This window comes from Corynebacterium sp. HMSC073D01, from assembly GCF_001815555.1.
Taxonomy (GTDB): Bacteria; Actinomycetota; Actinomycetes; order Mycobacteriales; family Mycobacteriaceae; genus Corynebacterium; species Corynebacterium glucuronolyticum.
The window spans coordinates 14,605-30,344 of sequence record NZ_KV821030.1; the positions used below are offsets into that span (position 1 = coordinate 14,605).

At 55.7% G+C, this 15,740-nt stretch carries 11 protein-coding genes; 4 read left to right on the forward strand and 7 right to left on the reverse strand.

Annotated elements, in window-relative coordinates; genetic code table 11:
* The first annotated feature begins 254 nt into the window (after window positions 1–254).
* Entirely contained in the window at window positions 255–635 is a 381-nt protein-coding gene (locus tag HMPREF3044_RS03930) for a hypothetical protein (protein WP_070739497.1), read from the forward strand.
* A 96-nt stretch (window positions 636–731) separates the two neighbouring features.
* Window positions 732–1,196: a transcriptional regulator NrdR gene (nrdR, locus tag HMPREF3044_RS03935; RefSeq protein ID WP_034989021.1), complete on the forward strand. Its 465-nt coding sequence runs from the start codon at window positions 732–734 to the stop codon at window positions 1,194–1,196.
* 7 nt (window positions 1,197–1,203) lie between these two features.
* Here the strand turns inward: nrdR and hrpA are convergent, their stop codons facing one another.
* From hrpA to HMPREF3044_RS03965, 6 genes are all read right to left on the reverse strand, one after another.
* A complete protein-coding gene (gene hrpA / locus HMPREF3044_RS03940; RefSeq protein WP_168167233.1) occupies window positions 1,204–5,226 on the reverse strand; it encodes an ATP-dependent RNA helicase HrpA in 4,023 nt (1,340 codons plus the stop codon).
* 149 nt (window positions 5,227–5,375) lie between these two features.
* Window positions 5,376–6,314 (reverse strand): hydrogen peroxide-inducible genes activator, encoded by a 939-nt coding sequence (locus HMPREF3044_RS03945; protein ID WP_231286044.1) that lies wholly within the window; start codon window positions 6,312–6,314, stop codon window positions 5,376–5,378.
* Between the two features lie 542 nt (window positions 6,315–6,856).
* Window positions 6,857–7,510: a LysE family translocator gene (locus HMPREF3044_RS03950; protein ID WP_070739529.1), complete on the reverse strand. Its 654-nt coding sequence runs from the start codon at window positions 7,508–7,510 to the stop codon at window positions 6,857–6,859.
* 177 nt (window positions 7,511–7,687) lie between these two features.
* Window positions 7,688–8,110: an ankyrin repeat domain-containing protein gene (locus tag HMPREF3044_RS03955; RefSeq protein WP_005389788.1), complete on the reverse strand. Its 423-nt coding sequence runs from the start codon at window positions 8,108–8,110 to the stop codon at window positions 7,688–7,690.
* An 11-nt stretch (window positions 8,111–8,121) separates the two neighbouring features.
* Window positions 8,122–10,623 (reverse strand): DEAD/DEAH box helicase, encoded by a 2,502-nt coding sequence (locus HMPREF3044_RS03960; protein WP_070739532.1) that lies wholly within the window; start codon window positions 10,621–10,623, stop codon window positions 8,122–8,124.
* 149 nt (window positions 10,624–10,772) lie between these two features.
* Entirely contained in the window at window positions 10,773–11,945 is a 1,173-nt protein-coding gene (locus tag HMPREF3044_RS03965) for a PAC2 family protein (RefSeq protein ID WP_005389792.1), read from the reverse strand.
* Window positions 11,946–12,540: 595 nt separating this feature from the next.
* Here HMPREF3044_RS03965 and HMPREF3044_RS03970 point away from each other — a divergent pair.
* Together HMPREF3044_RS03970 and HMPREF3044_RS13060 are read left to right on the forward strand one after the other, a co-directional pair.
* Window positions 12,541–13,830 (forward strand): DUF4192 domain-containing protein, encoded by a 1,290-nt coding sequence (locus HMPREF3044_RS03970; protein ID WP_246820875.1) that lies wholly within the window; start codon window positions 12,541–12,543, stop codon window positions 13,828–13,830.
* Window positions 13,831–14,521: 691 nt separating this feature from the next.
* Complete coding sequence (locus HMPREF3044_RS13060) at window positions 14,522–14,677, forward strand: hypothetical protein (RefSeq protein ID WP_159447581.1); 156 nt, start codon at window positions 14,522–14,524, stop codon at window positions 14,675–14,677.
* A gap of 65 nt (window positions 14,678–14,742) precedes the next feature.
* Here HMPREF3044_RS13060 and galE read toward each other — a convergent pair whose 3' ends face one another.
* Window positions 14,743–15,720: a UDP-glucose 4-epimerase GalE gene (gene galE, locus HMPREF3044_RS03975; RefSeq protein ID WP_034989019.1), complete on the reverse strand. Its 978-nt coding sequence runs from the start codon at window positions 15,718–15,720 to the stop codon at window positions 14,743–14,745.
* Between the last annotated feature and the right edge of the window lie 20 nt (window positions 15,721–15,740).

Here is a 15,740-nt window from a genome sequence, read left to right on the forward strand (position 1 = left end):
TTGCAATTGCCGGTGTGATTATGGATCGACCGTTGCGTTCGGTGATGTCCATTATCGAGTTCTTAGTCTAGCAAAGATACAACAGGTGTTCGAGAGGGGAACGGGGGTGGGCAGTTCGGACGGCGCGAACGAGTCTTTACAAGGACGACCACATGTTCTAATATGGGGCATGTGTTCGAAACCTAGCGAAGCGTGTGTGTGTCGATATGTAAAGTAGGGCCCGCACAGAGAAGAAAGCGTAAGGAAGGTTTACTATGGCTATTGTTACCAGTGGATTAAAGGGCGCGAACGGGATGGTTGAGTACCGCCGCGAGGTGGCGTGCCCGGTTGCTGTGTGGAATGGCGGTACGCCAGTAGGGGTGCGTCGCAGTGGCCACACTGTTCGAACTTTACATGGCGAACATCGAACATTCGCACGAGCGGATGAAGAAACGGCACGCACGCACAAATCATCGAACGAAAATACGGTGGGTGCACATACGTCTTCGGTGTCGTCGCTCACAGCAAAGATGAGGGATATGGGTATTGGGCTTCTTTTCGGTCTCGTACTTATAGGCTCGCTTTTCATCGGATCTGGGGAGCAGACCCCTAACAATGACATCGCGCAACTCGAAACGGCCCTCGTTGCGCAATAGCCCGCATCGATGGGGGCTTCCCCGTTGCTTGGCTAAACTGAGGGGCACAGCAGTGGAGTGGCTGCTCGTGGTTTAGTACACGCGATGAGGAGAGCTATGCATTGTCCGTTTTGTAAATGCTCCACCAGCAGAGTCATTGACTCACGGGTGGTAGATCAGGGGAGTGCCATCAGGCGCCGGAGGGAATGCCCGCAGTGTAAAGGGCGTTTTACGACAATGGAGCAGGCAGTGCTGCTCGTCCTTAAACGCAACGGACTGACGGAGCCTTTTAGCAGGGACAAAGTCATTCGCGGAGTTCGTCGTGCCTGCCAGGGAAGGTCTGTGTCGGAGGATTCGTTGAAGAAGCTCGCTCAAGAAGTGGAGCTGACCGTGCGGCAGAAAGGATCCTCGCAGATACCGGCAAACGATATCGGCAAGGCTATTCTGCGTCCGTTGAGGGATCTCGACGAGGTTGCCTATCTTCGCTTCGCTTCTGTTTATAAGTCATTCGACTCGGCAGACGATTTCGAGAAGGAAATCCGGGCGCTGAGGCGCGACGAAAGACGGGAAAATCGGCTCTAATGTGCAGCTAGAGCGCGGTGATTTGTTTAGAGATCTTCTTTTCCGATACTTTCGTCGCCGTGCCAAGACGTTGCGCGAATAGGCTCACTCGAAGTTCCTGGATGAGCCAGATGATATCCTTCACCTTTTTGCTGTGCCGGGCTGACTTCGGAAGCCGATTGAGCTTTGAAGAGAGCTGGCCGGCGAGCCGGTCAATAATGTCCTGCCGTTGTTCGTCTTTTTGGGGGTCGGCCTCGAGATCGTCGAGTCGGATTCGTGCAGCTTGAATGTAGCGCTGGAGATGTGTGAGCCTCTGAATCCCGAAGGTGGACACAGCGTTCTTCGGAACGATGATGTCGAGTTGTTTCCGAATGTCATCAATAGCAGGTCCGTCCCAATGGGTAAGTTCCTCACGGAGAGCCTCATATTCGTAAAGCGCCGGAGCAAGTGCTGTCACCGTTTGCCGAACATACGAAGGCACCTCGGCCTTTACCTTTGTCTTAAGCTCTTCGAATTGTTCGGGTGATCGGACAGGGCCACCGTGTTTGAGCATAAGGTCACGGATCGCCGCGATGCGGGCATCGTTGATAAGACCGTCGGCTCCACCGTGTGGGTAGTTTTCAACGGCTACCCTTTGTTGGAGTGGCAGACCCTTGAGCATGGACTTGGTACCGATAGTCACTGCGGAGATCAGCATGGTCATTGTGGCCTGTACCATCGACGCTTCTGCTGCGGCTTTTGTAGGCATTGCCTGCACCTTGAAGCCACCTTGATCGGCAACAAGGGCTGGGTATGCAGTTACGGTTTGCCCATCGACTTCTGTGTCAACGGTTTCCGGCACATCTCCTAGGTTCTCCTTCGACCATGATTGCACGAGACTTGACGAAGATGATCGGGCAGCTTTGCCTATCGACGATCGAATCTGACCCGAACGTCGGTTCTGCAAGGCCCGGAGGTCCTTGTCCGAGTCTGTGATTGTGCCTTGCTTGTCTACGGCCGCGAATGTTACTTGCACATGAGGAGGCAAGGAGCCGAGATTGAAGTCAGTTTCCTCCAGGTTGCGCAGTCCGAGGGAGCGGAAAATGGAGGTAAGCTGCTCCACGAGTGTTCCCTCGTAGGGAATCAACCGTGGCAAGACTTTAGCGGCGTAATCAGGGGCCGGTACGAGGAGTCTGCGATACTGCTTGGGCAAGCACCGGATGAGCTCAGTAACTAGTTCCAGGCGCAGGCCGTGCACCTGCCAGGTGAATGGTTCCGGATCGACAGTAGCAAGAAGAGGAAGTGGAATCCGCACCGTCACACCGTCAAAGGGAGACCCGGGCTCGAAGTGGTAGGACAGCTCAAACTCGAGCGATCCCTGACGCCAGGCATCTGGGAAACTCTCCTCGGCCACCGTATCGGCTTCGGGGTTGATGAGCTTGTCAATGTCGAAATCCAACAGGTGGGGGCTTTTCTGCTTTCGCCTCTTCCACCAGTGGTTAAAGCGGATCTCTGACGTGATGTGGCTGGGCAAAATCCGATCATAAAAGGCAAATAGGGTGTCATCGTCCACGGTGATATCGCGACGACGAGCCTTTTCCTCCAGATCCCGCACCTGTTCCAACTTATCCTGGTTTTCGTGGAAGAAGCGGTGGTGCGTGATCCATTCTCCCTGAACCAGTGCATGACGAATAAACATGTCCCGTGCAGCTTCCTCATCGACGGCACCGTACTGCACGAGGCGGTCAGCGATAATCGGAACTCCGTACACAAGGGTCTTCTCGTGTACCATCGCCGCTGAACGCTTCTTAGACCAGGTCGGTTCCGAATACGTCCGCTTGAGAAGGTGTGGAGCCAAACCCTCCACCCACTCCGGATTGATGGCTGCGACGCCACGTGCCCACAGGCGGGATGTGTCAACGAGTTCAGCAGCCATGATGAATTCCGGAGGCTTCTTTGCCAGCCCCGAGCCGGGGAAAATGAGGAAAGATGTGCCTCGTGCGCCGGAAAACTCCTTGGAATCGCCTTTCCTCACACCGATGTGTGAAAGCAAACCACTGAGCAGTGCCTTGTGAATGGAATCGGAATCCGTGAAGTAAGCGTGCGCTGCGTCCACAGGCGACAGGGGAGCAGCACCAGCTGCGGCCTTTTTACTCTGCCGTGACCCTTCGCCACATCCTAGATTCGGAGGTGCAGTGAGGTCTGGGATGTCTTCGCACCACAGCGCGTTTGTGTCCACGTTCCAGTACAAGTCCTCGTACACGCTGACAAGTTGGCGGATGAGATCTCGCCACTCGCGAGAGCGCATGTAGTGCAGGTATTCGCGTTGCAGGCGTTTACGAAATTGGTTACCGGAGAGCCTGGATCGAAGTGAACACAGGTAGGCCCATAACGCCAGGTATCCCATGAGGTCCGATCCCTTGTCCTTGAATCGAGAGTGCATCTGGTCAGCTTGCTGTTGCTTGTCCAGCGGACGTTCACGAACATCCTGCAGTGTGAGTGCTGCGACAATGATGGTAACAGGGGCGAGTACATGCATTTTTTCAGCTTCAATGAGCATCCGGGCCAGGCGGGGATCCACGGGGATACGAGCGATTTGTCGGCCAACGGCGGTGAGGCGAGGAGATTCGTCCCCCGGCTTTTGCTCATTAATAGCACCGAGCTCGAGGAGGAGCTGGATACCGTTGCGAATCGACTTTTCATCTGGGGATTGAACAAACGGGAAGTCGCGGATGTCGCCGAGTCTGAGCAGTGCCATCTGGAGAATGACGCTTGCCAGATTTGTTCGGTGGATTTCTGGATCCGTAAATTCGGGCCGGGACGCGAAGTCTTCCTCCGAATAGAGCCGGATCGCGATGCCGTTGGCTACACGTCCGCATCGACCAGAGCGCTGGTTGGCGGATGCCTGACTGATTGGTTCAATCGGCAAGCGTTGCACCTTGGTCCGGTTGGAGTAGCGAGAAATTCGGGCCAGTCCGGTATCCACAACATAGTGGATGCCCGGAACCGTCAGAGACGTCTCGGCGATATTTGTAGCTAATACGATACGGCGGCCTCGGTGAGGGGAGAAGACACGGTGCTGCTCTGCGTTGGAAAGCCTGCCGAATAGGGGAGTTACCTCGACGTTTTTAAACTTCCTGGCCGAGATAGCATCGAGCGCGTCCCGGATGTCTCGCTCTCCGGCAAAGAAGCAGAGGATGTCTCCTGGCCCCTCCTGCATGAGTTCCTCTAGAGCAGCGAGTAACCCATCGAGCTCATCGATGGCTACCTCCTTATCGCCGTGAATCTCTACGAGCGGACGGTAACGGATTTCCACGGGGTAGGTTCGTCCGGAAACTTCGATGATCGGCGCGGGTCTTCCGCTACGATCCGCGAAGTGGCGGGCGAAGCGTTCCGGATCGATGGTGGCTGATGTGATAATCACCTTGAGGTCCGGGCGCTTGGGCAGGAGCCTTTTGAGGTAGCCCAGGATGAAGTCAATGTTGAGCGACCGTTCGTGTGCCTCGTCGATGATGATGGTGTCGTAGGCGTTGAGGAACCGATCACGCTGCATTTCAGCGAGCAGGATGCCGTCGGTCATAATTTTTACGGCGGTGTGGGGGCCCACTTTGTCATCGAAGCGGATTGCATAGCCGACAGACTCCCCGATGTTCTGTCCAACCTCCTCTGCAATTCGCTCTGCTACTGTACGGGCAGCGAGCCTCCGGGGCTGGGTATGGCCAATCATTCCGCGGCGACCGCGCCCGATTTCGAGACAAATTTTAGGGATTTGGGTTGTTTTGCCGGAACCGGTTTCGCCGGCAATGATTACTACTTGATTATCGCGAATCGCAGCGGCGATATCGTCAACTCGTCGACTCACCGGTAGCTCCGGCGGGTACGTTACCGTGGGAATGCGTGAGGTGACCCCCGCGATTCTCTTCTCCGCGTGAGTGAGGTCCTTTTCAATAGCCTCGAGCGCACGGTCGGTGCGAGCTTTTTTCAGCCGTGCGCGAAAGCGCCTTTCATCCTGGATGCGGACACTGGCGAGGCGGGCGTACAGAGATTTCTTGGACGTCGATGAGTTAGTCATGTCGCCGAACATTCTAGGTGGTGGTACAGGGACGTACCAAGTACGAGACAAAATAAAGCCGGTGTGCTACTAAAAGGTAACACACCGGGCGAGGGGCTAATGTGCCGAAGAACCGGCCTGAGCCTGAAGACTACAGTCCGAATGCCCTCCTATAGGTCCTTTTCCGGGACCGAGTCGTAGGCGTTCTTGAACACAGTACCCAGCTGCTCAATTTCTGCTGTGCGCGAGCTAGATGAACGGTGAACAAGGCCGATAGTGCGACGTGCGCCTGCTTCCGGATCGAAGGTGGCGAAAGCCAGGCCCGGGCGGTGAATCTCCGAGTGGAGGGCCGAAACGGGGAGAAGCGTAGAGCCCATGCCATTGGCGACACACTGGACGACGGTAGTGAGGCTGGCAGCGCGGGTAACCCGGCTGTACACACCTGGCTTGACATCGGCAGCTCGGCAGAGATCGATGATCTGGTCGCGGAGGCAGTGCCCATCGTCGAGAAGCAAAAGTTCCGTATCGTTGAGAGCTGTGATCTTGAGATTCTTGGCACCGGCTAGGTCGCTGTCCTTCGGAACGACGAGAACAAAAGGCTCCTCGTACAGCGGGATGTCAATGAGGCCGGAGGTATGCGATGGCAGGGCCATAAGGTTGACGTCAATGTGTCCGTCGCGCAGGGAGTCGATAAGGTGGTTCGTCTGATCCTCGACGATTCGTGGCTTAAGCTCGGGGTACTCTTCTTTGAGCGCGGTGAGCGCGTTGGGGAGGATGTACGGAGCCACTGTCGGGATAATCCCGATAGTTAGCGGGCCGGTCAGAGAACCGTCCGCGCCCCGCGCATGATTGTAGAACGCGTCGGCAGCTTCAAGCGTCTGCTTTGCGTAGGGAAGAAGAGCCTCTCCAACCGGGGTGACAAGCACGCGTCGAGTAGAGCGCTCAATGAGCTGGATTCCTAGACCGTTTTCCAGTGCAACGAGTGCCTGGCTGAGAGACGGTTGGGAAATATTCAGCTTATTTGCCGCTGCGCCGAAATGCTTGTTTTCCGCAATAGTAACGAAAGTGCGGATTTGGGCCAGAGTAGGTTTGTAGTCTTTGTTACTCATACCCATACAATAACCTATCGCTGGCCGTCCTAACCAAACTAATCACAGACCAAACTTAAAAAAATTCTTATTGAAAAATATAAGTGCAGGCCAGCGGGGGTAAAAACTTGGAGGTGAGTTATGTCACACCCTGCCGTTAGGTTGCTTAAGTGGTGAAAAATTTATTTCTCGTTAGCGCTTGGCACGTGCGTGGTAGCGCCGGGCCTTAGGGCTAGAAACTGCACGTAGTTCGATGTTGTGAGGATGCGTGAAAGAGTCTGGCAATCTACTGTGGGTGTGTAATTTGCTTGATAAATAAGGCGGAAATTGGCCTAAAGTGGAAATTTTTCTAGATAAAAGTATTGCGAAATGTTTCCACGACGAACAAATTTGGAAAACTCCAGGTCAAAGATTTGTGTGACAGTGCCTATAAGCGGATAAGCTAATTAATTTTTGAGACGTGACCTGCTAGTCGCTGGGTAATGGGGGTGGAACCTAGTATTGCCTTACTTGACAGCTATTCGCGGAAGAAACTTTGAGGGGGAGGCGATGATGGCAGAGAACTAGCGCGCGGAAAGCAACTGAACCGCCGCCTCGTAAAGGAACGTCGCGCCGACGATAGCGAAGATAGTACCGGACACCATGTCTATGTACGAGCCAGCTTTGAGTAGCCGTTGCTGAATCGCCGGCGTAGAAACAACCACTGCGAGGAGAGAGAAGAACACAAGCGTGGATAGTGACATTACAGCAATGATGGAGAGCGATACGGCGAGAGAAGGATCTGGCGGAACGAGCGGGGCGAAAAGGGAAAGGAGAATGAGCAGAAACTTGGGATTGGAAAGGTTGGTGAACAGACCGACGCGCACGGCCTGCATGATGGAGCGATTGGCTTCACCATCGCCCTCGTTTAGTAGCCGAAGATCGTTATTTCTGTTTTTCCACTCGCGCAACCCGGCGTGCGCTGTTTTGAAACCGAGGTAAAGGAGCCAAAGTCCGCCCAGACCCTGAACGACCACCATGAACGAAGGGTGCGTGACGAGGATTGCTGCAATGCCCGCGACGGTGATCGTCACCCAGATGATATTTCCGATGGTGATGCCAACGGCTGCAGCCAGTGCACGCGATCGGGAGCGAACCGCTAAGCGGAGGACAAGAAAGATATCCGGTCCGGGTGCCACCATTCCCACGCAGTTGAGTACAAGCATGGTCACAAGCATCTTTGCCACGATTCGGATCCCTTCCAATATAAAAATCGGCTCATCGTTTTGCTCTGTGGACGAGCCTCGTTTGGTTATACCATAATGGCAGGTAGCTGGAAGGGGGGCAGGTCAGGTACGTCAATCCGCCGGTGCACGAGCGGACGCGGCGGCTAACGGTGGTTGGCCGACGTGCGTCTAGGCATCATCTGCTTCAAGCAGGTGAGCGCGCCCAAACATGGCAGCTGTCTCCCTCGCCGTCGGGTGACCGAGGTCAAGGTGTGCACCGGCCTTTTTTAGGTCCGTGACGATAGCGTCTTCGCCTTTGAACAGGGCGCCAGCAATAATGGACTGGTTTCGCTTGTTGAGCCTGTTAACATCGGCGCCGAGATCAATGAGGCCGCGAACCGCCGCGCGATTACCGCTGTACGCGGACAGCATGAGGAGTGTATTACCGTCCTCGTTGGTGAGATCGACGGGTACACCCGCGCGCACATATTCGAGGAGAAGCTCCGCATCCTCTGGTGTCGTGGAACGGGCAAGGTTGAATATTTTGGAGGCAAAGGCTACGGTCTCCTCGTCCATGCTGGGAGAATTCTGCGGGCTGGAGTTGTTGGTCATATGCTATCTTCCTAATTCTGTTCGATGACTAGGGAACTGAGCCGGACCTCTCCCTCAGCATCGGATGCATCGAGATCGACGGTTCCCACGAAAGCGAACGATCGATCGTCTTCCGGGTCTTTAATTATCTGTCGCACATGCCACGAACGGCCGTCCTCTTCCACACGGAAATACTCCTTGCCACGGGCGGCAGTGGTGAGGTCTACGTCGTCGTAGTCATCAAAGTAGTCGTCGAGTGCGAGGGAGATGTCAGGTTTGTCATCCAGATAGTCAATGAGCTCATCGAGTGTTTCCTCCTTCTCCAGGGCGAAAAGTTCAACCACGTGGAAGAAGTAATTGCGCACCATAATTGTGAACGCGCGTCGGTTCGCAGTGAGCGCGTTGGGATCGGTGACTCCAAAGGCCAGCTGCTTTTCCACTGTATCTTCTGACACAGGCGCATCCGGGTCTGCCATTTGTGCCCATTCGTCGATAAGCGACGAATCTACCTGCTGGATGATCTCGCCTAGCCATACGACAACGTCATCGAGGTCGTCGGTGTAATAGGCCTCAGGAACGGACTGTTTGAGTGTTCGCCAGGCATCAGTGAGGTAGCGAAGTACCTCTCCCTCCGAACGGGAAATCCCGAACTCGGCTACGAGATCAGAGAAGGTGAGGCCGTGTTCAATCATGTAGCGCACCACAGTCTTTGGCGTGAGCTCGTATTCGTGAACCCACGGGTGCCCTGCGGCGTACGTTTCATAGGCCTGGGTGAGAAGCTCTCCCAGGGGTTGCGGCCAGGTGACCTCATCGAGGATGGCGCGTCTCTCGTTGTAATCAACACCCTCGTCCTTGAGAGCAGCGTTCTCCTCACTGCGCTCTACGCGTTGCTGAGCCCGAAGAAGATTACGGGGATTTTCCAGAATGGATTCGAATACGCTGATCACATCCAGGGTGAAGGTGGGGGACTCCGGATCCAATAGCTCTAGCGCAGCGAGGGCGAACTGTCCGAGAGGCTGGTTGAGGGCGAAGTCGCGGGGCATGTCCTCGGTCAGCTCCACGCCGTTATCCGTGGACACGACTCCCGCCTCGACAAGCCCGCGGTACAGCTCGATTGCGGTGAGAATATCCCGGTTCTGCTGCTTACGCGTGTTATGCGATGTGCGCAACAGGTGGCGAAAGTGCTCGAAGGTGTCTCCCGTGCGGGCCAGCACGTTGATGATCATAGAGGTACTGACTCTGAACTGGCTTGTTAGCTGCTCAGGGGCGGCGGTGGTGAGCTTGTCAAAGGTCTCATCGCTCCACGTTACCTCGCCCTTCTTTACCTTCGCTTTGCGCAGTTTCTTGAGTTTCTTTTCGTCTTGTCCCGCTCGCTTGCGAAGTTTGTAGTTCTCAATTTCGTGTTCTGGGGCTTCAATGATGACGGTGCCCAAGGTGTCAAATCCAGCACGGCCTGCGCGTCCGGCGATCTGATGGAATTCGCGGGATTTGAGCACTCGACTGCGGAAACCGTCGTATTTAACGAGACCTGTGAATAAGACAGTTCGAATGGGGACGTTAATGCCTACGCCCAGCGTATCCGTCCCGCAGATCACTTTGAGCAATCCCGACTGGGACAGCCGTTCCACCAGTCGCCTGTACTTGGGTAGCATGCCTGCATGGTGGACACCGATGCCCTTGCGCAGGAGGCGGGAGAGTGTTTTGCCAAATTTGGTGGTGAAACGGAACGAGCCGATCTCTGCGGCGATGCGTTCCTTCTCCTCTTTGTTGCAAACATTAATGCTCGTCAGCGCCTGAGCCTGTTCAAGGGCTTCTCTCTGAGTGAAGTGCACGATGTACACCGGCACGGTGCCGGACTCCAGAAGATTTTCCACCGTTTCCTGGACGGGTGTGTACACATAGTGGAATTCAAGCGGAACAGGCCGTTCGGAACCTGTCACCTCGTTGGTGTCCCTTCCGGTGCGCTCAGTCAGATCTTCTCGCAAAGCGGTGGTATCACCAAGAGTGGCGCTCATGAGAAGGAACTGAGCCTTGGGGAGCTCGAGCAGTGGTACTTGCCATGCCCACCCACGTTGAGGATCGGCGTAGTAGTGGAACTCGTCCATGATGACCTGGTCAATATCGGCTTCAGCACCATCTCTGAGAGCGATGTTGGCGACAATTTCCGCGGTTGCACAGATGATGGGTGCCTTGCCATTAACAGTGGCATCACCTGTCATCATGCCGACGTTTTCTGGACCGAACATGGAGCACAAGGAGAAAAATTTTTCGCTGACAAGCGCCTTAATCGGGGCCGTGTAAAAGGAACGTTGACCGCGCGCCAGAGCGATGAAGTGAGCGGCGTTTGCCACCATCGATTTGCCGGAGCCGGTGGGGGTGGACAGAATGACGTTGTCCCCGGCCAGAATGCCCAGCGCTGCTTCTTCTTGGGCGGGGTACAGCTCGATCCCCTTGGAGCGGACGTAGTGGAGGAACGAGTCGAACGTCGCCTCGTCGACAAGCGATTCGGGGACCTCTTCGAGGTCGGGGAGCATCTGGGAGAGATTCACCGGGGACGTCCTTTCTCATCATGCAGTCGACTGGCTATCCATCCGAGGGCGTGCGAACAGTGCGCCACCCCGGATGGTTTCCAGAGTACTTGGGCAGGCCCACGCACGGTGACACCTGTCCAGCGGTTGTTCCGCTACTGGTGGTCGTCAGTCTCGTCGTCGGCAGAGGGAGAGCCTTCTGGCTTGTCGACGCCCTCCTCGGTCTCCCTATCCTCGTCCGTTTTTCGTTCGTGGTGCTCCGGATAAACAGCCGTTTCCTCGGTGAAAGAGCGCAGTGCTTCCCGTGGGTCGGTTGTGCCCGGGGCATCGGTCCTCTGTGCTGACGGCTCCTGCGTGTTTTCAGAGGCACGGGGCGGAAGCGCGCCGGGCTGTGGCGGAGTTTCCCGATCGGACACGGAAGCGAGGAATCGTTCAAACTCCTCACCGAGCTCTTCCGAGGTTGGGATTGCGGCTTCGCCCGGCAGTGCCATGCCCGGGTGTGCTTCTTGGAATTCCGCTAACCGCTCGTCGTACTGTTGCTCGAGAAGTCCAACTACTTGTTGAATCTCCCCGTTCTCGGCGGTCTGCTGGTACAGCTGTTCTTCCACCTTTTCTGCGTCCCTCTCCAGGACGTGGAGGGGGAGCTTCACGTTCGCGATGTCCTCTACGGCACGGAGGAGGTTGAGGGTTGCCTCGGGGTAAAAGGAACCGGAAACGTAGTTCGGCACCATTGCTGTGTACCCACCCGTTTTCTTTCCGCGCCTTTGCAGCACAGATTCGATCGTCAACTGCGCAGAACCGGGCAGGTGGACGATGGAGTCAAAGAAGATGTGTTTGTTCTTCAACGCTGGGAAATTGCCGTGTGCGGATACGACCATCGGCCGCGTGTGCGGAACCGCCATGGGAGCTGAGTATAGGCAGATCGTTTTGTCTACTCCGTACTTCTCCGCCAGATCTGCGACGGCCTGGGAGAAGCCGTCCCACCTAAGATCCGGCTCGGGACCAGACAGGAGCAGGAACGGGTGTCCTTCGACATCCCGCAGGACGCGGAGACCCAATTCAAGCTTGTCTACTCGGTCGATGTGCGAGTCCCGCAAGGTGACAGTTGGTCGCCGAGAACGATAATCGATGAGCTCGTCGTTGTTGAAGGATGCGACGAGTCGATTGTCGAGTGCGGCGAGCAGGTGGTCTGCAGCGGCTTCCACAGCATGCCCGGCATCGGCATAGCCTTGAAGAGCGACAATCATTGTGACAGTGGATTCGTGTGCGCCGGACACCTCCGGTGCTGGATATTCAAGCTCGTACATGGAGCGTTCTTTATCGGCCATGAGCTATTCCTTTCCATCTCCTCCACAACACAATGTGCCCGTAGCGTGCGAGCCCACATGCGTGTACGTCTCTTTGTGTGTAGCCATAAGCTACACCACGGTGGCATCAGTCTCGAAGTGCCCCGCACAGCCCGGTGGGGGGCCGTACAGTGAGGAGCCAAACCATGAGGTGTGTCAGCCCTCGCTCTGTCATAAACGAAGATCCCCGTTTCGGTCTCACCAGGTTGATTGGAGTCACCGCGAGTCGCCACTCTATGTATCTACAACAACGGTTACCTCGCTGAGATTATTCCCTATGCGAGGGAATCCATGCCAGTGTGCCTGTGGAAGCAGAGACACGTTTGCCAATGTGGTGTGGAGATGCCTCACACCAGTCGACGCCCGCCGGGTACAAGGTGTGACCAAGGGCACAATAGAAAAATATTTCATAAACCTATCAGACGAGGAGGGGAGCAATCTCTCCTGGTGGCGTGTATGTACGTTTCGCAGTTTTCCACAAGCTAGGCCTCGGCCCTGCATAAGGGATTATTGATATGTTTGAAAAGGCGCTGCTGGTGGCATGGTGCAGTCGCGGAGGTTTAGGGATAGTGAAGTCATGACAAAAAATGTTCTCGGCACACCAGCCCAAATTTTCGCAAATATTCCCGGTCTCCTGGGATTCTTTCCTGAGGAGTCCGTGGTTTTTCTCAACTTCACAGCAACGACAGCAGGCACGAAAGTCCGTCTGTCCCTCGATTTTGCATCCCGCGCCGACATCACAGATTGGCGCTCGATTGACCACGCTTGTGACATCATCGCACAGCACAAACCAGATTCCGTTTGGGCGTTGGTTATCGCCAAAAAGACCGATCCTTTCATCATTGATGAGACCTTGGATGAGATCGTCCAAAAGGCAGGTGAAACAAACTTCCCTCTGGCTGCAATCTGGGTAACAGAGGAGATCGCGACAGGAACTCCGTACTTCCTCGCCGGCACCCTGACAGGCGAGGATGGCACAAGTGTCATCCCCGATACCGGTGTCTGGGAGCACGGAACAATCTGTGATGTGGCGACTGCAGTCTCGACAAAGCAGATGGTGGGCGAGGGGAATCTTCCAGAGCTCACCCGGTCCGATGTCCTTGCTCGTTTCGCCCATGGGAACCCGTATGTGACGCTTTCCTCGTCGAAGCAAAAGAAGTTGACGCAGAAAGCACGTACGCTTGTAGGCGACATTCGCTTGGGCGGAAGCTCGTATGAGGTTCGCAACCTGTTTGTTGACTGTCTCGATGCTGCACGTGACGCGGAGTCGGAAACCGCTCTATTGAAAGAGAAGGATGCTCTTCTTTCGATGATTACGCTGATGAGCGACAAACTCACACGCGATCTCATCCTGGACATTGCTATCGAGCGAGCTGAGGACGCGCGCATGTTGTGCCTCGCGGTGGCAAAAACCGCGACAGGATTCGCAAGGCACAACGCGCTGTGCGTTTACGTGCTTGCAAGCATCGCGGCAGATGCAATGACCCATAACTTCGCCGCAGTCGAGGTAATCCTGAAGGAAGACCCGCAGCATGTACTGGCGCAGTGCATCGGCCAAGCGTGCATGCATGGGATTCATAGTGAGCTCCTGGAAGCCTGCCTCGAAGGAACCCACGAACTGCTGTCCGATATCGATGGCATCGACGACGATGACGACTATGACGATGAGGACGAGGACGATGACTTTGAGGAATTTCCGTACACCCTCTATGGAGAGAGCGCCATCGGTGGTGAACACCCTCCCGTGAAGGACGATGAGAGCGTCCGCTCTGAAAACGGGGGTACAGAGTCAACCGAGTGCGTGGGAAATGACACGGACGTTGCCGTCGACACGTGTGCGGATGGCAAGGCCAGAAAAGCAAGCTAGTCTCCGCACGGACGCTGTCTCCTTGCACATCGGGAACCAACAAAAGTGAAAGGTCGTGGGGAAGACCAAGCGGGGACGGGGACTGCGGGGGATATCTGGGGATAGGAAAGGAAAAAAGGGGAGTATGACAAGGGGGAATCGATAAGCATGACACGGATCCGATCGCCTGCCACGTTGGTTGCGGTGTTGTCACGATGAAAAAGTTCGATGCCAATAATACATCTCTGGCAGCACGTTTGTGAATCACGAGCACATCTGTGACGGCTAACGTAGCCAGGTGCGTGTACTCAAATAGAAAAATGCATAGTGTATCTACCAAAACATGAAGAAGTCGCGTACCTCTGCAGGGGGATAGATGCCGGAGGGGGTGCCCAGGCATCGAATGGATTCGGAGGACAACGTAATCGGAGGTGTGAGGTAGGGATGGTGCAAATCGGGGAACGTGGGGGAGTTCATCGGGGGCATTCCTACCCCGACGTCGGCGGGTAGGGGAGGAGCCCGTGGGGGAATTGGTAGATACTCTCGTGGAACGCTTCGGGGGCGGCGTTCCACGAAAACAGTGCACACCTCGGGGGAATGGGATCGGGGAGAGAAAGGAGAAATACGAGCGGGATAAAAGAAAAGGAAAGACCAAGGGCCTGCGCCTGTTACCTAGCGCAGGCCCTTGGCGTGCCTTGACGTGGTTTAAGAGATGGCTATGCCAGATCCCGCAGCAGTCAGTGGCTGGAACGGTCCTGTCCCCCTCGGTCGCTCCAACCGTCGCTATCACGCATGTGTGGCAAAGGTCGTCGTACTGCACCCGTTCTTCGGACGGGAAAAGCGATCCGGATATGAGCGCGCTGCGTGACTTGGGCACACCTTCCGAGATGGATCCACCGCGGGTGCGCACGCAAAGGTTAGGCGCAGGGTTGCCTACTTACGGAGGAAATGCATGTCTGCGTTCTTGGTGAACTCCCAGGCATCCTGCACAATGTTGTGCAGGGTAGTGCGGGTCGGGTTCCAGCCCAGTTCCTGCTTGATCTTTTCCGAGCTAGCGACAAGTACAGCGGGGTCACCTGCGCGCCGGGGAGCGACTTCGGCGGGAATAGGGTGCCCGGTGACTTCCCGGCACGCCTCAATAACCTCCTTGACTGAGTACCCGTCGCCAGAGCCGAGGTTATAAATCCGGTGTGTGGACGGCTGGTTTGACGTTAGAGCAAGGACATGGGCATCAGCGAGATCGCGGATGTGAATGTAATCGCGGACGCAGGTACCGTCCTTTGTCGGCCAGTTATCACCGAAAATCTTGATATCCTTGCGGGCTCCGAGGGGAACCTGCAGGATCAGCGGGATCAGGTGGGTTTCAATCTCACGATTCTCGCCGATGGAACCGTAGGCACCTGCAACGTTGAAGTAGCGGAGACTCGTTGCGGCCAGCCCATAGGCAGTGCAGTAGGAGGAAATTGCGTAGTCGATGGCCAGCTTCGTGGCCCCGTATGGGTTCGTTGGCGGTGTGGGGAAATCCTCTGTGATCGGGACTGTTTCCGGCTCGCCGTACGTGGCGGCGGTTGAAGAAAAGACGAGGCTGGAAACATCGTGTGCGACCATCGCGTCAAGCAGTGTGAGCGTCGTGACCATGTTGTGGTTCCAGTATTCGGCCGGCTTTTCCACAGATTCACCAACGAGGGACCGGGCGGCGAAATGGAGCACGCCGTCGTAGGAATCGGCGGAGAGGACATCATCGATGACATCTCGTACGTCGCCTTCAACAAGATGAGCATCGGGATGGACGGCATCGCGGTTACCAGTAGAGAAGTTGTCTACGATGGTGACATCGTGGCCTGCTTCAATAAGGACTGCTGTGCACACACTACCGACGTAGCCTGCGCCTCCCGTGACAACGAGTTTCATCTGTAAAAACCTACCTTTTT